The organism is Pseudomonas sp. OV546 (genome assembly GCF_900116845.1).
In the GTDB taxonomy this organism is placed as follows: Bacteria; Pseudomonadota; Gammaproteobacteria; order Pseudomonadales; family Pseudomonadaceae; genus Aquipseudomonas; species Aquipseudomonas petroselini.
In genome coordinates this window covers 1-20,268 of the sequence record NZ_FPCE01000027.1, presented here as the reverse complement: position 1 = coordinate 20,268, position 20,268 = coordinate 1, and the positions used below count along the sequence as shown (strand labels likewise).

The 20,268-nt window shown below is 60.4% G+C and carries 16 protein-coding genes and 1 pseudogene; 7 read left to right on the top strand and 10 right to left on the bottom strand.

Going from position 1 to position 20,268, the window contains the following annotated elements; translation table 11 throughout:
• Positions 1–107: 107 nt before the first annotated feature.
• Positions 108–770, bottom strand: coding sequence for a GMP/IMP nucleotidase (gene yrfG / locus BM403_RS31060; protein WP_046034603.1), 663 nt, complete (start codon positions 768–770; stop codon positions 108–110).
• 87 nt (positions 771–857) lie between these two features.
• On the opposite strand from yrfG, the gene nudE reads away from it, so the two are divergent.
• Positions 858–1,424, top strand: coding sequence for an ADP compounds hydrolase NudE (nudE, locus tag BM403_RS31055; RefSeq protein ID WP_012721706.1), 567 nt, complete (start codon positions 858–860; stop codon positions 1,422–1,424).
• The gene (gene cysQ, locus BM403_RS31050) at positions 1,421–2,257 is read left to right on the top strand and encodes a 3'(2'),5'-bisphosphate nucleotidase CysQ (protein WP_046034604.1); all 837 of its coding nucleotides are present in this window, start codon (positions 1,421–1,423) and stop codon (positions 2,255–2,257) included. Before nudE ends, cysQ begins: the two co-directional genes overlap by 4 nt.
• Positions 2,258–2,323: 66 nt before the next feature.
• Here the strand turns inward: cysQ and BM403_RS31045 are convergent, their stop codons facing one another.
• The 7 genes from BM403_RS31045 to rfbB are packed head-to-tail and all read right to left on the bottom strand — an operon-like array spanning position 2,324 to position 9,386.
• Positions 2,324–2,779, bottom strand: coding sequence for a YiiD C-terminal domain-containing protein (locus tag BM403_RS31045; protein WP_012721708.1), 456 nt, complete (start codon positions 2,777–2,779; stop codon positions 2,324–2,326).
• Between the two features lie 26 nt (positions 2,780–2,805).
• A complete protein-coding gene (locus tag BM403_RS31040; RefSeq protein ID WP_093546990.1) occupies positions 2,806–4,182 on the bottom strand; it encodes a sigma-54-dependent transcriptional regulator in 1,377 nt (458 codons plus the stop codon).
• Entirely contained in the window at positions 4,179–5,987 is a 1,809-nt protein-coding gene (locus BM403_RS31035; RefSeq protein WP_093546987.1) for a sensor histidine kinase, read from the bottom strand. Before BM403_RS31035 ends, BM403_RS31040 begins: the two co-directional genes overlap by 4 nt.
• Before the next feature lie 36 nt (positions 5,988–6,023).
• On the bottom strand, positions 6,024–6,893 hold the full coding sequence (gene rfbD / locus BM403_RS31030; RefSeq protein WP_093546984.1) for a dTDP-4-dehydrorhamnose reductase: 870 nt from the start codon (positions 6,891–6,893) through the stop codon (positions 6,024–6,026).
• On the bottom strand, positions 6,890–7,435 hold the full coding sequence (gene rfbC / locus BM403_RS31025) for a dTDP-4-dehydrorhamnose 3,5-epimerase (RefSeq protein WP_046034606.1): 546 nt from the start codon (positions 7,433–7,435) through the stop codon (positions 6,890–6,892). The genes rfbD and rfbC overlap by 4 nt, the downstream gene beginning before the upstream one ends.
• Entirely contained in the window at positions 7,432–8,307 is an 876-nt protein-coding gene (rfbA, locus tag BM403_RS31020) for a glucose-1-phosphate thymidylyltransferase RfbA (protein WP_046034607.1), read from the bottom strand. Before rfbA ends, rfbC begins: the two co-directional genes overlap by 4 nt.
• Complete coding sequence (gene rfbB / locus BM403_RS31015) at positions 8,304–9,386, bottom strand: dTDP-glucose 4,6-dehydratase (protein ID WP_093546981.1); 1,083 nt, start codon at positions 9,384–9,386, stop codon at positions 8,304–8,306. The genes rfbA and rfbB overlap by 4 nt, the downstream gene beginning before the upstream one ends.
• A 151-nt stretch (positions 9,387–9,537) precedes the next feature.
• On the opposite strand from rfbB, the gene BM403_RS31010 reads away from it, so the two are divergent.
• The 3 genes from BM403_RS31010 to BM403_RS31000 all read left to right on the top strand — a co-directional run bounded on the left by BM403_RS31010 (position 9,538) and on the right by BM403_RS31000 (position 14,124).
• Positions 9,538–12,447: an aminotransferase gene (locus BM403_RS31010; RefSeq protein WP_093546978.1), complete on the top strand. Its 2,910-nt coding sequence runs from the start codon at positions 9,538–9,540 to the stop codon at positions 12,445–12,447.
• 121 nt (positions 12,448–12,568) lie between these two features.
• The gene (gene aguA / locus BM403_RS31005; protein WP_093546976.1) at positions 12,569–13,675 is read left to right on the top strand and encodes an agmatine deiminase; all 1,107 of its coding nucleotides are present in this window, start codon (positions 12,569–12,571) and stop codon (positions 13,673–13,675) included.
• Positions 13,676–13,908: 233 nt separating this feature from the next.
• Positions 13,909–14,124, top strand: coding sequence for a hypothetical protein (locus tag BM403_RS31000; RefSeq protein WP_043204643.1), 216 nt, complete (start codon positions 13,909–13,911; stop codon positions 14,122–14,124).
• Positions 14,125–14,188: 64 nt separating this feature from the next.
• Here BM403_RS31000 and BM403_RS30995 read toward each other — a convergent pair whose 3' ends face one another.
• Positions 14,189–16,276 carry a TonB-dependent receptor gene (locus BM403_RS30995; RefSeq protein ID WP_093546973.1) on the bottom strand — a complete coding sequence of 696 codons (2,088 nt, stop codon included), beginning with the start codon at positions 16,274–16,276 and terminating at the stop codon, positions 14,189–14,191.
• Positions 16,277–16,687: 411 nt separating this feature from the next.
• Between BM403_RS30995 and BM403_RS30990 the strand changes: the two genes are divergently transcribed.
• Both BM403_RS30990 and BM403_RS30985 read left to right on the top strand, forming a co-directional pair.
• Positions 16,688–17,989 carry an OprD family porin gene (locus tag BM403_RS30990; protein WP_093546970.1) on the top strand — a complete coding sequence of 434 codons (1,302 nt, stop codon included), beginning with the start codon at positions 16,688–16,690 and terminating at the stop codon, positions 17,987–17,989.
• Between the two features lie 132 nt (positions 17,990–18,121).
• Positions 18,122–18,475, top strand: a pseudogene (locus BM403_RS30985) (SDR family oxidoreductase); the annotation flags it as partial.
• A 642-nt stretch (positions 18,476–19,117) separates the two neighbouring features.
• Here the strand turns inward: BM403_RS30985 and BM403_RS30980 are convergent.
• Positions 19,118–20,170 (bottom strand): hypothetical protein, encoded by a 1,053-nt coding sequence (locus tag BM403_RS30980; RefSeq protein WP_093546967.1) that lies wholly within the window; start codon positions 20,168–20,170, stop codon positions 19,118–19,120.
• Positions 20,171–20,268 lie beyond the last annotated feature (98 nt).

Genomic DNA, 20,268 nt, shown 5'->3' with positions numbered 1-20,268 from the left:
GGAGGCTTGGACGGGGTATGACCCGCGTCCAAGCCTCAAATGTGTAAACGATGTCCCCGGTTTCAGATGTAAACGATGTCTACGGTTCTACACCCTCCCACATTGGTTCAAAGTCCGACAATGAGATCACGGTAGTCGCCGACGGCGGCAAATTCTGCCGTGTCCTTGGGCCCTTTTTTGCTGTCCGGCTCCTTCACCGCGAGCAAATGCTCCACACCAAACGCCTGGGCACTGCGCAGGATCGGCAGGGTGTCGTCGATAAACAAGCTGCGGGCCGGGTCGAAGTTAATGTCGGCTTGCAGGGCATCCCAGAACTGCGGGTTTTCCTTGGCGAAACCGTAGTCGTGGGAACTGATCAACCGCTCGAAATACGGCGCCAGTTCAATGCGTTCCAACTTCAATGACAGCGAATCACGATGAGCGTTGGTGATCAGGATCACACGCTTGCCGGCCTGTTTGATCGCCGCCAGAAAGGTATCGGCGTCTGGGCGCAGCGCGATCAGGTGGGCGGTTTCCAGCTTGAGTTCACGTACCGGGATATTCAGCTCGGCACTCCAGAAATCCAGGCAATACCATTGCAACTGTCCCGCGTTACGCTCGAACAGTGGCTGCAACTCCATCTCGGCCATGGCGCGGCTCACCCCATGCAACTCGGCGTAACGCTGCGGCAGGTGCTCCATCCAGAAGTGGTTGTCGAAATGCAGGTCGAGCAGCGTGCCGTCCATGTCCAGCAGGACAGTGTCGATGGCGTGCCAAGGCAAAGAGGGCATGGGACGTTCTCATGTAAGTAAAGATATCCGACACAGACAATCGGAAAAGCCACGGTATAGTAACCCGATCACGCCAAGGAGCCGCTTATGCGCCAGAAACCCACCGTCCTCGCCCGCGAAATAGTCGCCAGTAGTCGTTTGTTCCGCGTGGAGGAAGTGCAATTGCGCTTTTCCAATGGCGTTGAACGGACCTACGAGCGCCTGGTGGGCCGCGGTGCCGGCTACGGGGCGGTGATGATTGTGGCGATGATCGACGAAGATCATGCGTTGCTGGTGGAAGAGTATTGCGGCGGCACGGATGAATATGAATTGTCCCTGCCAAAGGGCTTGATCGAGCCCGGCGAGGATGTGCTGGCGGCGGCGGACCGCGAGTTGAAAGAAGAAGCGGGCTACGGCGCGCGACAGTTGGAGCACATCACCGAGCTGTCGTTGTCGCCTGGTTATATGAGCCAGAAAATCCAAGTGGTGCTGGCCACCGATCTGTATGAAGAGCGCCTGGAAGGCGATGAGCCTGAGCCCATGCGTGTGGAGCGGGTCAACCTGCGTGAGCTGTCGCAGCTTGCGCAAAACGAGCAATTCAGTGAGGGCCGCGCCCTGGCCGCGCTGTACCTGGTACGAGACCTGCTGACCCAGCGAGGAGCGTTTAGCGCATGAGCGAACTGTTTTTAGGTCACCCGTTTATTGCCCCTGTGATCGAACTGGCCCGCCAGGCCGGTGAAGTGATATTGCCGTACTGGCGCGCCGACGTGGCCGTCACCTCCAAGGCTGACGATTCGCCCGTGACGGCAGCGGACTTGGCCGCTCACCATCTGATTCTCGCCGGCCTCACCGCGTTGGACCCCAGCATCCCCGTGCTGTCTGAAGAGGATGCCGATATCGACCAAAGCGTGCGTGCCGGCTGGCAGCGCTGGTGGTTGGTAGACCCGTTGGATGGCACCAAGGAGTTCATCGCCGGCAGTGAAGAGTTCACCGTCAACATCGCCTTGATCGAACAAGGCCGGGTGATATTTGGCGTGGTGTCGATGCCCACCAGTGGCCGTTGCTACTTCGGTGGCGCGGGCCTGGGCGCCTGGCGCTCGGATGTGAATGAAGCGCCCAAGCAGATTCAAGTTCGCGAGGCGCCGGCGGTGGGCGAGTCGTTTACGGTGGTGGCCAGTCGTCGGCACACCAGCCCCGAGCAGGAACGCTTGTTGGACGGTTTGAGCGAAGGCCTGGGCGCACTGAAGCTGGCGAATATCGGCAGTTCGTTGAAGTTTTGCTTGTTGGCCGAGGGCAGCGCGGATTGCTACCCGCGCCTGGCGCCGACGTCGCAGTGGGACACCGCAGCCGCCCAAGGCGTGCTGGAAGGCGCGGGCGGTGAGGTGTTGGAGTTGAGCGGTGAACCGTTCAGTTACCCGGCGCGGGCATCGTTGTTGAACCCGTTCTTCCTGGCGTTGCCGGCGAAGGCAGCATGGCGTGAGCGGTTGCTCACCCTGGCCAGGTCTTAAGGCCACAGCTGATCAAAATGTGGGAGGGAGCAGGCCCCCTCCCACAGGTGTTTTGTGTCGTGGCGGTTAGCGGTGCAGGACGTACTGGCCAGTAAACGTCACCGCTCGTTCCTCACTGCCCTCATTCACAATCCACGTCTCCAACGTCAATCGCGCGCGGCCATAGCGCTTGTACGTCGCCACGAAACGTTTCCACACCTTCTCCTCCGGTGCCTGGCACACCACCGTCGCATCCCGCGTAACCGGCAGCGGATAACTGATCTGCCCCTCCTGAATCACGATATGCCCGTCTTCAATGCCTTCTTCGCGCAACTGCAAGTGCAGCCAGCCCCAGCCCGCCAGCACCGCGCCGCAATACAGGCTGCCGCCGAACATGGTGCTCTTGTGGTTGATGTTGGCGTGCAAGGGCAGATGCAGTTCCAACCGTTGGTCGTGCCAGTCGAGCACCTTGAGGCCCATTTCCCGGGTAAGGGGGATGTCATGGTGAAGGATGGATTCCAGGTAACGGCTGTCGCGGCTCATGGCGGCCTCTTGGCGGGTAGGAGTGGTCATTCGTCGTCGCCACTTTGGTTGGCGAAGTTCAGGCCGTGCTTGCGCAGTTTGTCGTGCAGTGTCTTGCGCGGTACGCCCAGGGCTTCGGCGAGGCTGCGCATGGAGCCATGGGGGCGAGTCAGTTCGGCAGCGATCAGGCTCTTTTCGAAATGCTCGACTTGCTCGCTCAGGCCGCCGGGTGTGGAGGTCAGGACGCCAGCCGCTGGGTTATCCGGCGAGCTGTCCAGCGCCAGTTCCAGGCCCAGGGCGAAGCGTTCGGCGGCGTTCTGCAATTCACGTACGTTGCCCGGCCAGCTATGGCGCAACAGCAGCGCGCGCTGCCCCGGTTGCAGCTCATGCAGTGGCAGGCCGTGGCGGCTGCTGGCTTCGTCGGCGAAGTGCTGGAACAACATCAGTGCATCTTCACCGCGCTCACGCAGTGGCGGAATGCGCAGCGGCGCGACGTTGAGGCGGTAATACAAGTCGGCACGGAAGCGGCCCTGGTCGGCGGACTGGCGGAGGTCTTCCTTGGTCGCGGCGATGATGCGGATATCCAGCGGGATCAACTGATTGCCGCCCAGGCGCTCCACCACGCGCTCCTGCAACAGGCGCAAGAGTTTGACCTGTACATCCAGGCTCATGCTTTCAATTTCATCGAGGAACAAGGTGCCGCCGTTGGCGAATTCGAACTTGCCGATACGGCGCTTCTGCGCGCCGGTAAAGGCGCCGGGCTCATGGCCGAACAGCTCGCTTTCGACGACCGATTCGGCCAGCGCCCCGGCGTTGATCGCCACAAAGGGACCGCTACGACGACTGGACAGGTCGTGCAGTGCGCGGGCGACCACCTCTTTGCCGGCGCCGGTTTCGCCGAGAATCAGCACATCGGCCTTGGTCGCGGCCAACGCGCCGATCTGTTCGCGCAGGCGCAGCATTTGCGGGGAGTGCCCCACCAGGCGCGTGCTCAGTTGCTGGCGGTCGCTGAGGGCCAGGCGCAGGCTGCGGTTGTCCAGCACCAGGCGGCGCAGGGCCAGGGCGCGACGCACGCTGTCGAGCAGGGCGTCGCTGGCGAACGGCTTTTCCAGGAAATCATAGGCACCGGCGCGCATGGCCTGCACCGCCAGCGGCACGTCGCCGTGGCCGGTGATCAGCAGCACCGGCAGGTCCGGGTCCTGGCCGTGCAGTTCTGCCAGCAACTCCAGACCGTCCATGCCGGGCATGCGGATGTCGCTGACCACTACGCCTGGCCAGTCCCGTGACAAGCGCGCGGTGAGGCCGGTGGCTTCGCCCAGGGTCAGGACTTTCAGCCCGGCCAGGTCCAGGGTCTGGCACAAGGCCTGACGCAGGTGTGGATCGTCGTCGATCAACACCACCTGAATCTGGTTATCGATACTCATACACTGCGGTCCTCGGACGGTTGCAGACTGACGCCCGGCGAGCCGGCACGCAATTTCAAGGTTAACAGCGCGCCGCCTTCCTTGTGGTTGGCGAACAGCAGTTCGCCGCCAAAGGCACGCATCAGGGTGTCACAGATCGCCAGGCCCAAGCCCAGGCCCTGGGTGCGTGTCTTGGTGGTATAGAACGGCTCGCTGGCGCGGCCCAGGGCCTCCATGCAAAAGCCCGGGCCGTTGTCGCGAATGTACAGGTTGACGCCCTGTTCGGTGGTTTCGGCACTCAGCCACAGTTTGCGCGGCGGGCCTTTTTCGGTGAGGGCGTCGAGGGCATTGGCCAGCAGGTTGCCGAGCACCTGGCGCAGGCGAGTTTCGCCGGCTTGCACCCACAGGGTCGCTTCCGGCAAGTCACGGATCAGCTCCACCTCCATCGACCGCCGCCGCTTGGCCAGCAACGCCAGCGCATCGTCCAGCGCCGGTTGCAGGGCCACGCTCTCTGGCGCATGGCGGTCGCGGCGGGCAAAGGCGCGCAGGTGGGCGATGATCGAGGCCATTCGCCCGGTCAGTTCGCTGATCAGCTTGAGATTGCCGCGCGCATCAGTGGTGCGCTCATGGTCGAGCAGGATCTCGGCGTTTTCCGCGTAGCTGCGAATCGCCGCCAGGGGCTGGTTGAGTTCATGGCTGATGCTTGCCGACATGGTGCCCAATGCCGACAGTTTGCCCGCTTGCACCAGGTCATCCTGGGCGCGCACCAACTCCTGCTGGGCGTGTTCGCGTTCCAGCACTTCCTGTTTCAGGCGACGGTTGAGGCCTTCCAGGTCGCTGGTCCGCTCGACCACGCGCGCTTCCAGCTCGCGACGGGCCTTGGCTTCAAAGGCAATGCGTTCCAGGTAATGGCGGCGGCGTTGCATCATCAACCCCAGCAGCAACATCAAGACCAAGAGCGTGGCGCCGCCCACCGCAACGACTGTACGCACCGGCCGGTTGATCAGCGAGCGCGGCGCGAGGATCTCCACGTTCCAGCCCGTCTCGGCGATGGCCGTGGATTGACGCAGCCAAGCGGTGCTGCTCAGGCTCAGCGGCTGCGGATCGCGGGTCGGGTAGGGCTGGATGGCGATGATGGCCTGGCGCTCTGCGGCGGTCAGCGGCCGGGTGGCGCGGAATCGCCATTGCGGGCGCGACGTCAGGATGACCACGCCGTTATGGTCGGTCACCAACAGCTGTTCCGGGGTGTTGCCCCACAGGCTTTCGGTGTGGTCCAGGTCCACCTTGACCACCAGCACACCGATGATTTTCTCGCCATCACGCACGGCGGCAGCAAAGAAGTAACCGCGTTTGGCCGAGGTGGTGCCCAGGCCGAAAAAGCGCCCCAGGCGTCCGTCCATGGCTTCGCTGAAGTAGGGGCGGAACGAGAAGTTGCGCCCGACAAAGCTGTCCTGTTTATCCCAATTGGACGCGGCGAGGGTCTTGCCGCGGGTGTCCATCAGGTACATCACTTCCACCCCGGCCTGGGCGGCGACATCCTTGAGCAGCAGGTTGGCGTTGACCAGGTTGGTGCTGACTTGGGGCGAATCCAGCGCTGTGCGCAGGGCCGGCAGGTCGCCGAGGATCTGCGGCAACACTTCATAGCGGTGCAGGGTGCCGAGCAGGTTGGCCACGTACAGGTCGAGGGTCTGACGGTTCTGCCCCGCCAGTTCGCTGCGGTAATAACGCTCAGCCAGGTGCTCCAGCGGCCACAGCAGCGGTGCCAAGCACAACGCCAGCAGGGCGAGGCTGCGCCAGCGGGGTCTACGCGGGAGGGATGGGGTCATGGGAGTCATGCGCCTGTGGGGACAGGCGCATTATGCCTAGTGCGGCTGTGCAAGACACTCGCGCAATGCGTCTTGCCAGCTCGGCTGGCTGACGTGCCATTGCTGCTGCAGGCGGCTGCAGTCAAGGCGCGAGTTCAAGGGGCGCTTGGCTGGCGTCGGGTAGGCACTGGAAGGGATCGCTTCCAGTTCGGCGCACGCTTTGCCCTGCGTGCGCAGATGCTCGCCGATGGCCTCGGCAAAACCAAACCACGAGGTCTCACCTTGGTTGGTCAGGTGGTAGACACCCCATTCTCCCGGTTCGCCCGCTTGCCAGCGCTCGATCAGCGCACGCGTACTGCGCGCGATGCTGCCGGCCCACGTCGGCGCGCCGATCTGGTCGGCGACGATGCGCATCTGCGGTTTCTCCTGCAGCAGGCGCTGCATGGTCAGCAGGAAATTCTTGCCATGGCTGGAATAGACCCAACTGGTGCGCAGGATCAGGTAGTCGCCTCCCACGGCTGCAATCGCCTCCTCGCCCGCCAGTTTGCTCTGGCCGTAGACACCCAGCGGGTTCGGCGTGTCGGCTTCGGTATAGGGGGCCGGCTTGCTGCCGTCGAACACGTAGTCGGTGGAGTAGTGGATCAACGGGATGCCCAGTGCCTTGGCTTCTTCTGCGAGAACACCAGGAGCAATGGCGTTGATCGCGAAGGCCGCGTCCGGCTCGCTTTCGGCTTGATCGACGGCAGTGTGGGCTGCGGCGTTGATGATCAGATCGGGGCGATGGACCCGGATTTGCTGGCGGATCTGGTCGGCGTTGGCCAGGTCAAGCTGGTCGCGGCCCAGGACGATGAGCTCGCCCAGGCCTTGGAGCTGCAGTTGCAGTTCTCGGGAGACTTGGCCGTGTTGGCCGGTGATCAAGACCTTCATGGGAAAAGGTCTGCCTCTTTCAGGCTTTTGCCGTTTTGATCCTTGTCGGACAGCGTCGGGGTACCGGCAAACTGCCAATCGATATCCAGATCAGCATCGTCCCAGCGAATGCAGCGTTCCGCAGAGGGCGTGTAGTAATCGGTGGTTTTGTAGAGGAATTCAGCAGAGTCACTGAGCACGACAAAACCATGGGCAAACCCCGGCGGAATCCACAGTTGACGGCTGTTTTCGGCAGACAAGCGCACGCTGGCCCATTTGCCAAAATGCGGTGAGCTGCGGCGGATGTCCACCGCTACGTCCAGGACTTCACCCGCTGTGACACGCACCAGTTTTCCCTGAGCGTGTTCGATCTGGTAGTGCAAACCGCGCAAGACGCCTTTTTGCGAACGCGAGTGGTTGTCCTGGACAAAATCCACGTGCTGACCAGTGGCTTGTGCGAAGTTCCGGGCGTTGTAGCTCTCATAGAAAAAACCGCGTTCATCGCCAAAAACCTTCGGCTCGATGATCAGTACACCGGGCAACTCAGTGGCGGTCACATTCATGCAGTTTCCCCTGCGAGCGTGAAAAGATATTGACCATAGCCGGTCTTGCCAAAGTACTTGGCACGCTCCAGCAGATAGTCACGGTCGATCCAGCCATTTTCGTAGGCGATTTCTTCCAGGCAGGCGACTTTCAAGCCCTGGCGATGCTCGATGGTCTGCACATAGGTGGAGGCTTCGAGCAGGCTGTCATGGGTACCGGTGTCCAGCCAGGCAAAGCCGCGGCCGAAGCGCTCTACGTGCAGGTCGCCACGCTTGAGGTAGGCGTTGTTGACGTCGGTGATCTCAAGCTCCCCACGGGGCGAAGGCTTAACGTCCTTGGCGATCTTGATCACGTCGTTGTCGTAGAAATACAGGCCGGTGACCGCATAGGGCGACTTGGGCTTGGCGGGTTTTTCTTCGATGGACAGGGCGCGGCCTTCCTTGTCGAAGTCGATCACGCCAAAACGCTCCGGGTCCTTGACCCAGTAGCCGAATACCGTGGCCCCGCTAGCGCGTTCGGCCGCGGTGCGCAATTGATCGCCGAAGTGCTGGCCGTGGAAGATGTTGTCGCCCAGGATCAGGCACACCGGGTCTTCGCCGATAAACGCCTCGCCAATCAGGAACGCCTGGGCCAAGCCATCGGGCGACGGCTGTTCGGCATAACTGAAACGCACGCCAAACTGGCTGCCATCCCCCAGCAGGTTGCGGTATTGCGGCAGGTCCACCGGTGTGGAAATCACTAGGATGTCTTTGATCCCCGCCAGCATCAGCACCGAGATCGGGTAGTAGATCATCGGCTTGTCGTACACCGGCAGCAATTGCTTGGAGACGCCCAGGGTAATGGGGTGCAAACGCGTGCCGGAACCGCCGGCCAATACGATTCCCTTCATCATGCAATCAGATCCTTAAAGTCGGTGTTGCCCAAACGTTCGCCCTGATAACTGCCGTCCTGGACCCTGCGGCACCATTCCAGGTTATCGAGGTACCACTGCACGGTCTTGCGCAAACCGGATTCGAAGGTTTCTTCAGGAACCCAGCCCAGCTCGCGTTCAATCTTGCTGGCATCGATCGCATAGCGCTGATCGTGGCCTGGGCGGTCCTTGACGAAGGTGATCAGGTCGGCAAATTGCGCGACCCCGGCCGGGCGCTGTGGCGCGAGTTCTTCGAGCAGGGCGCAGATGCCGCGCACTACGTCGATATTCTTCTGCTCGTTGTGCCCGCCAATGTTGTAGGTCTCGCCGACCACACCTTGGGTGACTACTGTGAGCAGTGCGCGGGCGTGGTCTTCGACGAACAGCCAGTCACGCACCTGCAAGCCATCACCGTAGACCGGCAGTGGCTTGCCCGCGAGGGCGTTGAGGATCACCAGCGGGATCAGCTTCTCGGGGAAGTGGAACGGCCCGTAGTTGTTCGAGCAGTTGGTCAGCAAAACCGGCAGGCCGTAGGTGCGCTGCCAGGCGCGGACCAGGTGGTCGGACGCTGCCTTGCTGGCCGAGTACGGTGAGCTGGGCGCATAGGGTGTTGTTTCAGTGAACAGATCGTCCACACCATGCAAGTCGCCGTACACCTCGTCGGTGGAAATGTGATGGAAGCGGAACGCACGCTTGGCCGGCTCATCGAGCTTCTGCCAATAGGCGCGGGTGGCTTCGAGCAAGCTGTAGGTGCCGACGATGTTGGTCTGGATAAAATCCGACGGGCCGTCGATGGAGCGGTCGACATGGGACTCGGCTGCCAGGTGCATGATCGCCTGCGGCTCGAAGCGCGTCAGTACGGCGCTGACGGTGGCCTGGTCGACGATATCGGCCTGGACGAACTCATAGCGGCTGTCGGACGCGATGCTGGTCAGCGACTCCAGGTTGCCGGCGTAGGTGAGTTTGTCCAGGTTGAGCACTTGGTGCTCGGTGTTTTCAATCAAATGGCGGATCAGGGCAGAGCCGATAAAACCAGCGCCGCCGGTGATGAGAATGCGCATGTCGGGGGCCTTTTCCTTAGACGGACATTAAGCGAATGAAGCATAGCTTGAGTTGTGACGCAGGGCTGCGCAAGCGCGGTGTGCATTGGGGGTTGCCTTAACCCCCTTAAAGGTGGCGATATAGACGCCTGAAAAAACAGAGGTCGTCACAATGTTGCTCGCCACGTTGATTCATCGTGCCAGCCTGCCTTGCCCACACGTCAGCTCCGACCGGGCGGCACAGTTGCTCGAGCAGCATTACGGCCTCACCGGCACCTTGCAGTCACTGGGTAGCCAGCAAGACCTCAATTATAGAGTCGACAGCGACCGTGGCCGCTTTGTTCTGAAGATCTGCCGGGGTGACTACGCGGCCGTTGAGCTGCAGGCGCAGCACGCGGCGCTGAACAGTCTGAAGGCCGATGCACACGTGCAGGTGCCCGAGGTCATCCAGGCGCTCACCGGTGAAGAGTTGCTCTCGGTCGTGGTGGACGGCCAGACCCTGCATCTGCGGCTGTTGGGGTACATCGACGGCCAGCCGTTGACCCATCAGCCCCACCTGGGCCGTGACGTGATCGCAGGCTTTGGTGAGCTGTGCGGACGCATGAACCTGGCGCTGGCCGATTTCAAGCACCCTGGCCTGGATCGCACCTTGCAGTGGGACCCGCGTCACGCCCAGGCATTGATTGCCCACCTGCTGGCAACGCTTGAAAACCTGCCCCAGCGCGCCGCACTGGAGCAAGCGGCCGAGCAGGTAGCGACGCGCCTGCACGCCGTGGCCGACCGTCTGCCGTGGCAAGCGGTGCACATGGACATCACCGACGACAACGTCGTGTGGCAGCGTGATGCGCAGCGGCATTGGCAGGTCCGGGGCGTGATCGATTTCGGCGACCTGGTGCACACCTGGCGCATTGCCGACCTATCGGTCACCTGCGCCGCCCTGTTGCATCACGCTGAGGGCGATCCCTTTGCGATCTTGCCGGCGATCCAGGCCTGTCACGCGGTGACACCGTTAGAGCCGGCAGAATTGCAGGCGCTGTGGCCGCTGATCGTCGCCCGTGCGGCGGTGCTGGTCTTGAGCAGCGAGCAACAGCAGCGCCTGGACCCGGATAACACTTACCTGTTGAAAAACGCCGAGCATGAGTGGGAAATTTTCCATGTGGCGACGTCAGTGCCGTTTGAGCTGATGGAGGCGGCGATTCTAAGCAGCGTCGGGCAGGCACCGGCACCGATCGACGGGCAAGGCTTCGCGCCTTTGCTGCCGGGGCTGGTCGGGCGCGAGTTCGCGCTGATCGACCTGGGTGTACTCAGCCCGCATTTCGACGCCGGGAATTGGGAGCAACCCGGTATCGATCAGCGTTTGTTGCAGGATGCGGCGGTGGTGCACGGCCTGGCCGCGAGTCGCTATGGGCAATACCGTTTGTCGCGTACCCAGCCGGACAGCGCCCACGAGCCCGAGACCTTCCCGTTGCACGTCGAATTACAGGTGCCTCAGGGGACTGCCGTTGAAGCGCCGTTCGCCGGCATTGTGCGATCGGGTGTCAATGGCGAACTCCAGGTTCACAGCAACGCGGTAAACGTACGACTGTGGGGCGTAAAAGCGCTGGTTCAGCCGGGTGGGGCGGTGCTCAAGGGCCAGGTGATCGGTGCGGTTGAAGGCCCGCTGACCGTGCAACTCTGTCGCACTGACGGGCCCGCACCGCTGTTTTGCACGCCTTCCCGCGCGCAGGCCTGGCAAACGCTGTGCCCTTCACCCGCAGCGGTGCTGGGATTGGCCTGCGACGCCGAACCCGAGTTGGACCCCGAGGCCCTGCTGGCCCGCCGCGACGCCAGTTTCGCCCGTTCGCAAAAGCACTATTACGTCGACCCGCCGCGCATCGAGCGCGGCTGGCGCAATCACTTGATCGATATGCAGGGCCGTTCCTACCTGGACATGCTCAACAACGTGGCCGTGCTGGGCCACGGTCACCCGCGCATGGCGGCGGTGGCGGCGCGGCAATGGTCATTGCTCAACACCAACTCGCGCTTTCACTACGCGGCGATTGCCGAGTTTTCCGAACGTTTGCTGGCGCTGGCACCGGAAGGCATGGACCGGGTGTTCCTGGTCAACAGTGGTACCGAAGCCAATGACCTGGCGATCCGCCTGGCCTGGGCCTACAGCGGCGGGCGCGACATGCTCAGCGTGCTGGAGGCTTACCACGGTTGGTCGGTGGCGGCGGATGCAGTGTCCACGTCGATTGCCGACAACCCCAAGGCCTTGAGCAGCCGCCCGGATTGGGTGCACCCGGTGACGGCGCCCAACACCTATCGCGGTGAGTTCCGTGGGCAGGACAGCGCGCCCGATTACGTCAGAAGCGTGGAGCACAACCTGGCGAAAATCGCCGCGAGCAAGCGCCCATTGGCGGGCTTTATCTGTGAGCCGGTGTACGGCAATGCCGGTGGTATTTCGTTGCCACCGGGCTATCTGCAGCAGGTGTATGCGCGGGTACGCGCCCAGGGGGGCGTGTGCATCGCCGATGAGGTGCAGGTGGGTTACGGCCGCATGGGGCATTTTTTCTGGGGCTTTGAAGAGCAGGGTGTGGTGCCCGATATCATCACCATGGCCAAGGGCATGGGCAACGGCCAGCCCCTCGGCGCGGTGATTACCCGGCGTGAAATTGCTGAGGCGCTTGAGGCCGAGGGGTATTTCTTCTCGTCGTCGGGAGGCAGCCCGGTGAGTTGCCGGATCGGCATGGCCGTGTTGGATGTGATGCAAGAAGAAAAGCTGTGGGAAAACGCCCAGGTGGTCGGTGGGCATTTCAAGGCGCGACTGGAACAACTGATCGATCGCCATCCTCTGGTGGGCGCCGTCCACGGTTCCGGCTTTTATCTGGGCCTCGAGTTGGTGCGCGACCGGCAAACGCTGGAGCCCGCCACCGAAGAAACCACGTTGTTGTGTGACCGCCTGCGGGAGTTGGGGATTTTCATGCAGCCCACCGGTGATTATTTAAACATCCTCAAGATCAAGCCGCCGATGGTCACGTCTCGACGCAGTGTGGACTTCTTCGTCGACATGCTGTCGAAGGTGCTGGATGAGCAGTTGTAAATAATCGATTGTTATCGGTTAATTACTGTCATATTTATCGCCTATCATCTTTTTTAGCTTCTAAAGCCGATTTTTATCCGCTATAAAGTCGGCCTTCACCCCATTCGGAGTCCTGAACGCCATGACCACCCTGCACAGCACCCCTCGCGCCGATGGCTTCCACATGCCTGCCGAGTGGGCGCCACAGACCCAGACCTGGATGATCTGGCCTGAGCGCCCGGACAACTGGCGCCTGGGCGGCAAGCCGGCGCAGGCCGCTCACGTGGCGGTGGCCAAGGCCATTGCGCGTTTTGAGCCGGTCACCGTGGCGGTTTCCGCCGGCCAGTACGAAAACGCCCGTGCGCGCCTGGATGTGCCGAATATCCGTGTGGTGGAGATGTCCAGTGACGACGCCTGGGTGCGCGACACCGGCCCTACCTTTGTGATCAACCACAGTGGCGAAGTGCGTGGCGTGAACTGGGACTTCAACGCCTGGGGCGGTTTTGACGGCGGCCTGTATTCGCCGTGGAACCGCGACTCGCAGGTCGGCGGCAAGATCCTCGAGATCGAACGCGCCCCGCGCTATCGCACCGAAGGCTTTGTGCTGGAAGGCGGTTCGATCCATGTCGACGGCGAAGGCACCCTGATCACCACCGAAGAATGCCTGCTTAACTCCAATCGCAACCCGCACCTCGACCGTGCACAGATCGAAGCGGTGCTGAGCGCCAATCTGGCGGTGGATAAAATCATCTGGCTGCCGGACGGTCTGTTCAACGACGAAACCGACGGCCACGTGGATAACTTCTGCTGCTACGTGCGTCCAGGGGAAGTGCTGCTGGCCTGGACCGATGACCCGCAAGACCCGAACTACGCACGCTGCCACGCCGCGATGAACGTGCTGCAAAGCAGCACTGACGCCCAGGGTCGCTCGTTCACAGTGCATAAAATGCCGATCCCGGGGCCGCTGTATGCCACCGAGGCAGAGTGCGCCGGTGTAGACCCGGTTGACGGCACCCAGGAGCGCAATCCGACCGTGCGGTTGGCCGGTTCCTACGTCAACTTCCTGATCGTCAACGGTGGCATCATCGCGCCGAGCTTCGATGACCCGCTGGACAGCCAGGCCAAGGCGATCCTGCAGGACCTGTTCCCGCAGCACGAAGTGGTGATGGTGCCTGGCCGCGAACTGTTACTGGGTGGCGGCAATATCCACTGTCTGACCCAACAGCAGCCCGCGCCGCACAAAAATTGAGTGCAGTTGTAACAGCGTCCTGGCGATAGCCGGGGCCACCCGGTTTCAACGCCCCCAGCAAGCCCGCGCCCCAGCAAGGTCGCGGGCTTTTTTGTGTCCACCTGCCTATGAACACGAGACATTGGCATAGCTCTTGTATCGCTGTTGTCACAGTGGCCCAAGGTGATGACTGCGCAGTTCTGTCATAAACCTTGAGTAAGTTAGCCGCTCACGCAGTAGGAGAGAGCGCTGAAATGAATGCCGATATCAACCTGATGTACACGCGTACGTTCCACCCCTTGCGGGTCGACGGCGACGCGATTCATGCGCTGGCGCTCTGGTTGAAGGAAAACGGCTCGCGGCAGATCCGGCAGCAGCCTGATTGGCGCAGCGTGATGAGTGAACGGTACCCGGTGGGCTTGTTCAGTGAGGACGAAGTGCACGCGTTGTGCGAGTTGATAAACAACTAGAGAACACTGAGATCAAAATGTGGGAGCGAGCACGCCCGCTCTCACATTTGAAGGGTGTGTAGCTTTAGAAACTGTACGTGCCTGTCACCACCAGACTGCGCGGATCCCCTGGCTGAATCTGCGCCACACTGGTCGCAGACGCGTAGTAAGTTTTATCCGCGATATTGTTCAGCGCCGCCCGCACATCCCATTCCTTCTGGCGGAAGCCGGCCAATGCGTCCCAACGGCCATAGCCCGGCAGCACCACGGTGTTGAGGCTGTCGGCATAGCGATCGCCCACCAACGTCAAACCGGTTTCCGCATACCAGCCCATCTCCGGTTTCCAGGTGATGAACAGGCTGGCATTGCGCTTGGCCACATCGCTGACGCGCTTGCCTTCGAAGCCGTTGTTGTCCTTCTCGACCTTGGCATCTTGCAGGCCGACACCACCGCGCACGTACCAGTTGCCGACGAGCTTGCCGGTGGCGGTCAGCTCAACGCCGCGTGAGCGCTGCAAACCGCTGAGCAGGGTGATGGTGCGGTTCAGTGGGTCGCTGGTGCGGCGGTTGTAGAGTTCCAGTTCGTACACCGCCAGGGTGGTGCTCAGGCGGTCGTCGAGCCAGTCGCTCTTGACCCCGATTTCCTTCTGCTTGGTCAGCTCGGGACTCAGGTCGTTGACGCTGCCGGCGGCGTTTGGCGTGATGCCGATCAGGCCGCCACCCGCAGGCGAGAAGGTCTTGCTCCATGAGGCGTAGAACGAATGATGCTCCAGTGGCGTCCAGACCAGGCCGAAGCGCGGGCTGGTGCTGTGGCTTTTAACGTCCTGCCGGGTGTTGAGCAGCTTGTTCTTGGTGTCGACCTCGAAGCGGTCGTAGCGCAGGCCTGCGAGTATCTGCCACTGGTCATTCAGGCGCAGTTGGTCCTGTACATAAAGGGCGCGGCTTTCGACTTCGGTGTGGTTGTCACTCGATACACTCATCCGCCCGGTATGGCTGAGGTTACGATTGGGCTGGTTGAGGTCCAGGGGCGGTACGACGCGGCCGCCTTGTGCGACGGTAGTGGCGGTGTACAGCTTCGGATCACGGCGCTGGCTGCCCAGTTCAAGGCCGGTGAGCAGGCGGTGTTCCAGGCCGAAGGTGCTGAAGCCACCTTCGAGCTCGACGTTATTGAAGATGTTGAGGGTGGTCAGGTCCTGCTGCCAGCGCTGGCGCGTGACGCTGTTGGTCGCCGGGGTGTAGCCGGTGAGATAGGTGTTGTCGAAATCACTGTCGAGCTTGAACACACCTAAGGTCTGGCGCAGTTGCCAGTTGTCGTTGAGCTCATAGGCCAACTTGGAGCGCAGCGACTGCGTCTTGTCGTCGATGTAATCGCGGCTGTCGCCGTAGGTCGTGCTGCGGCTCACATCCGCCGGCCGGCCGTTGACCCCTGGAATGCCACGGTCCGGCGTGCGGTTGTAGCGGCTGTATTCGTACTGCACCAGCCAGTTCAGGTCCGGCGTGAGCTGCCAGCTCATGGACGGCGCAAACAGTTGGCGATTGCCGCTGACGCCATCACGAAAGCTGTTGTTGTCCTGGTTGCCCATGTTCAGGCGCAGGCTGATGTTGTCGGTGGGGTCGGTGCTGAGGTCGGCATACACACTGCGCAGATCGTTGCTGCCGCCTTGGGCCTCGATGCTCGACGTGTGCCCGGCGGTGGGCAGTTTGCTCACGCGGTTGACGATCCCTCCCTGACCGCCTCGCCCGTAGAGTACCGCGGCTGGGCCTTTGAGCACTTCGATGCGCTCGATGTTATGCAGGTCGCGAACGTACTGGCTGTCGTCGCGGATGCCATCCAGATAGAAGTCATTGCTCGCGTCGAAACCGCGGATGCGCAAACTGTCAAAACGCGTGTCGGCGCCGCTGCTCACGTTGGGAATCCCGCTCAACGCCTGGCCCAGGTCATTGGTGCCGTAGGAACGCAGGCTTTCGGTCTTCACTGAATCGATAGCCTGGGGCACATAACGCACCGGTGTGGCGGTGCGGGTGGCGGTGCTGGTTTCCTTGACGCGCGGGTCGTCTTCGTCAGCTTCGGCGCTGATAGAGGTTTCGGGCAAGGTGGTGGCCGCACAGGCAAAACCGGCAGACAGCAGAACAGAAAGCCCAAGGGTAAGGGGCGTCAGGCGAGGGGCTGGCATGAAGGAATGTATCCGAATTGTTAGGGAGGAAAACTGCGCGCTAATGGTAATGCTTTGCATTTGCGCAAGTTATGCATTCCCAAACGTACCGGCTTTGAAATGTATTACTAAATGTGTTTTTTGACGTTTCAGGTGCGGTTTTTTGTCGCTTTCAGAACGGCTGAAGCGCATCGCTTAGAATTATTTCGCCTAAATACAGACGATTCGCGAAATTGACACATAGTTCCGGGCGCGACTAGGATTGCGCCCAACGCCTGTGGCTAACCGCCATGACTCATCCAATAAAAAAGGCCCGCGGCATGTTCAGTCGTCCGCGGGCCTTCTTTTTTCCGGAATCAGTCGACACCAGAAAAGCGACACGGAGCCTGGTGTCACAGCGCGTACTCAACCAGGAATAAGGAATACAAGAAAATGTTGAAGCAACGGATGAGTCTGATCGCTCTGGGGATTTTGAGCGCATCGACAGCAATGGCAAACGACCAGGACCAGTCCAAGGGTTTTATCGAAGACAGCCACCTGAACATCGCCGCACGTAACGCCTACATCAGCCGTGACTACAAAAACGGCAAGCAAGACAAAGCCGAATGGGGCCAAGGCTTCATCGGCAAGCTCGAGTCTGGTTTCACCCAAGGCACCGTCGGTGTGGGTGTGGACGTGATCGGCCAATACGCTATCCGTCTGGACGGTGGTAAAGGTCGCGCCGGCGCGGGCGGTATCGACTTCTTCAAACCGGGCAATGGCACCACCGACAACCCTGGCTCGGCACCACACGACCTGGCCAAGGGCGGCGCTGCCGTGAAGTTCCGCGTTTCCAACACCGTGCTCAAGTACGGTGACCAGTTCCCGGCCGTACCTGTGCTGCAGTACGACAACTCCCGTCTGTTGTCGGAAACCTACACCGGTACGTCGATCGTTTCCAAAGAGATCGCCGGTCTGCAACTGGACGCGGGTCACTTCACCAAAGAAGCGCGCAAGAGCGCGGAAGGCACCGACAGCGGCCGCCTGAAAAGCATCGACTACATCGGTGGTAGCTACAAATTCACCGAGAGCCTGTCGGCTGCGCTGTATGCCTCGGACATGCAAGACGTGCTGAAGAAGCAATACGTCAACGTCAACTACGTCCTGGCCCTGCCAGAGAAGCAGTCGCTGACGTTTGACTTCAACGGCTACAAAACCAAGCTGGACCGCAGCTTCGCCCTGGAAAACCAGAAAGATGCTGACGCCCGCGACAACAAAATCTGGAGCCTGGGCGCCACGTGGGCCGTTGGCCCGCACAGCTTCACCGTCGCTCACCAGCGCAGCACCGGCGACACCGGCTACCTGTATGGCGGCTACCGCAACGCTGGCGGCATCGGCGACGGTGGTAACACCATCCTGCTGGCCAACTCCTACTGGTCTGACTTCAACGGTAAGGACGAGCGTTCGTGGCAACTCGGCTACGGCATCGATTTCGCCACCTTCGGCGTACCGGGCCTGACCTACAACGTCGCCTACGTGCGCGGTACCAACATCGACGACGGCACCAACCGCGGCGATGGCTCCGAGCGTGAAATCTGGAACCAGTTCAAGTACGTGGTCCAGAGCGGTCCGGCCAAAGACCTGAGCCTGCGTGCTCGTGCCTCGTGGCTGCGCGTCTCCAATAACGCTGACCAGTACAACGTAGGCGGTAACGAAATCCGTCTGTTCGCCGACTACCCGATCAACGTTTTCTAATTGATCTGGCGTCGCGCCTGATGCCAGGCGCTAAAAAACCCCGACTGGTTCGGGGTTTTTTTATGCCCGCCAGTGCGAGACATGTTTGTTACACCACGGCACTGATGATGTACCCGGCCCCACCTTTATCCCCTCCCGGCGCATGCCTACGGCTTCTTCTATATCACTCAACTTGCCATTGCCGAGATGGAAAAGAACAACGCCGGCCACATCGTCAACATCACCAAAGGCGGCCTGAACTCAGCGCCCAAATCATTGGCGATTGAATACGCCAAGCGCGGTATCCGAGTGAATGCGGTAAGCCCGGGGATCATCAAGACGCCGATGCATGGCGAGGAAAGCCATGCTGCGCTGGGGCAAATGCACCCGGTTGGGCACATGGGGGAGGTGAGTGAAATCGCCCAGGCGATTATTTATCCGGAGAATGCGGGGGTCGTGACGGGGGAGATTCTTCATGTAGACGGCGGGCAGAGTTCCGGGCATTGATCTACACGTCCCGGCTTGATTGGGCTGGGCGTTATCTTGTCTTGGTGAGGTTGTGCGTAGGCGGGGAGGGGGGGCACCTGCCATTTGGCACTTTAAGAAATTGAGCTCTTCCGGGAAATAGGCAGAAGGCGACAAGGACGGAGAAGCTATCAAGCAGGTGAGGGCGTCGGTGGAGCAAAAATGAAGCGTGGACACTTTTTGGGCATTTTGGCCAAAACGACGGCCAAAGGTTTTCGTGTTTTCCAAACCCCAGAAACCACAAAGCCCCGCATTGCGGGGCTTCGAGATATGGTGCGGCACCAGACGAACGGTATGCATCGGGGAGGCCAGGTATTCCGGGCGTCTGGATTTCGGTGGAGAATTCGGCGTACCCCAACTAGTAACTATAAATAAATCAGCTAGTTATGGCGTTCGGTGGAATCGAATCGGGATTTTTGAAATGTCAGTACGTTGTCGGTCTGCAAGTAGTTCAGAGCCGCATACGGAATGATAAACCTTTTGAATTCGAACGTTGTCGATCATCCCCTCCGTAGAGAATAGGCAGGAATCCGCCAAAAGCTGCGGTGGCGACAGGCAACAGACGGCAGGAAGCGGGCGTTGACTTCAGCGCTACATTTGATTCTCCGCAGCGGCAAACCAGCATCACTTTTTTCTATTAGCTCTTCTAGCTTGCTTCTGGTTTTTGTTTCTGGACTTCTTGGCCTTCCCTTGTTTTTTTACAGCAAGCTCAGAAACGATGTTGGTGTCGGATTGGTTTTCGCGCGCAACAGGAAATTGATAGCTCCTGCTTTCGGCTGGATTTGAGGACTCAGCATAGATCCTAAGCTCAGCTCGCAGCCTCTCTACCTGGACTCGCTCATCCTCTGTGTACTCATCGTGCATGTATACACACAGATCCTCAGAGCCACCTTGGTAATCCTTCAATGGATGATCGAACCCGAGAGCGACGATGATTTTAGCTTGAGTAAATTTCAGCTTCGCGCATTGTGCATACGACAGCAGCATGCTGCACCGATATCTTCTGTACTCCTCATATGTCTGGCCTTCAAGCTTGGGGCATACCAAGAAAATATAGAGGAGACTTGGGGCTTGCCGGGTAGTCAGGGTACGAGCTCTTCGCACGTAATGCCCAGCCTTCGCCAGATCAATCATCTCGAAGAAGTTGCGGACAAGCTCGCGCCTCATGAACCTGGTTTCCGAGGCCATCAGCCGAAGAGCAAGCTCTGTTTCGTGGTTCTTCTGATCGGTACCCAGTTCAGTGAGCGCTGGATCTCCAATGGCGATAAATTTTTCGATTAATGCATCCCAAAAACCACTTTTCCTATTCTGGGCATGCATCTCCCTATACTCTGGCCGCGTTCGTAAGCCTGAGTATAGGGTCTCGTCGAAGGTAATGAGCTGGGGCAAACTTTCGGTGCGAGGGATGAATGAACTTTCATTCTCATCCGAATGCATGAGGTAAGCTGCTATGAGCTGCTCTTCCCCTGCACTGAATACAGTCGTGTTCGGATTGATTAGAAAGGCCTTGCGCGCGCTTATGTAATCGATGAAGTCCTTCACCGTACTCATCTCGCTCATCAACACTTCAAGCGAGAGCTCGTCAAATACGTGGACAAATTCTTTATTTGGATCTAAAGGTCCAGTGGTAAACGGGATATCAGAGTAGGCATTGTGATCCTCCCCCGTTTTGATCATGAGTGTAGTGGTCTAATGAAACCGGACACCCATTTAGGCGAGAATGCTCGCCAGATCGAGGTGTCAGATGACCAAACAACGCCGCTCCTTTACTCCTG

Bases quoted from the DNA above. Each gene is read 5' to 3' on its own strand.
- rfbC (WP_046034606.1), bottom strand. From the start codon at position 7,435: ATGAATGTGACCGCCACTGAGTTGCCCGGTGTACTGATCATCGAGCCG.
- yrfG (WP_046034603.1), bottom strand. From the start codon at position 770: ATGCCCTCTTTGCCTTGGCACGCCATCGACACTGTCCTGCTGGACATG.
- aguA (WP_093546976.1), top strand. From the start codon at position 12,569: ATGACCACCCTGCACAGCACCCCTCGCGCCGATGGCTTCCACATGCCT.
- cysQ (WP_046034604.1), top strand. From the start codon at position 1,421: ATGAGCGAACTGTTTTTAGGTCACCCGTTTATTGCCCCTGTGATCGAA.
- rfbA (WP_046034607.1), bottom strand. From the start codon at position 8,307: ATGATGAAGGGAATCGTATTGGCCGGCGGTTCCGGCACGCGTTTGCAC.
- BM403_RS31045 (WP_012721708.1), bottom strand. From the start codon at position 2,779: ATGAGCCGCGACAGCCGTTACCTGGAATCCATCCTTCACCATGACATC.
- BM403_RS30990 (WP_093546970.1), top strand. From the start codon at position 16,688: ATGTTGAAGCAACGGATGAGTCTGATCGCTCTGGGGATTTTGAGCGCA.
- BM403_RS31035 (WP_093546987.1), bottom strand. From the start codon at position 5,987: ATGACCCCATCCCTCCCGCGTAGACCCCGCTGGCGCAGCCTCGCCCTG.
- BM403_RS30995 (WP_093546973.1), bottom strand. From the start codon at position 16,276: ATGCCAGCCCCTCGCCTGACGCCCCTTACCCTTGGGCTTTCTGTTCTG.
- BM403_RS30980 (WP_093546967.1), bottom strand. From the start codon at position 20,170: ATGATCAAAACGGGGGAGGATCACAATGCCTACTCTGATATCCCGTTT.
- BM403_RS31040 (WP_093546990.1), bottom strand. From the start codon at position 4,182: ATGAGTATCGATAACCAGATTCAGGTGGTGTTGATCGACGACGATCCA.
- rfbD (WP_093546984.1), bottom strand. From the start codon at position 6,893: ATGAAGGTCTTGATCACCGGCCAACACGGCCAAGTCTCCCGAGAACTG.
- rfbB (WP_093546981.1), bottom strand. From the start codon at position 9,386: ATGCGCATTCTCATCACCGGCGGCGCTGGTTTTATCGGCTCTGCCCTG.
- BM403_RS31010 (WP_093546978.1), top strand. From the start codon at position 9,538: ATGTTGCTCGCCACGTTGATTCATCGTGCCAGCCTGCCTTGCCCACAC.
- BM403_RS31000 (WP_043204643.1), top strand. From the start codon at position 13,909: ATGAATGCCGATATCAACCTGATGTACACGCGTACGTTCCACCCCTTG.
- nudE (WP_012721706.1), top strand. From the start codon at position 858: ATGCGCCAGAAACCCACCGTCCTCGCCCGCGAAATAGTCGCCAGTAGT.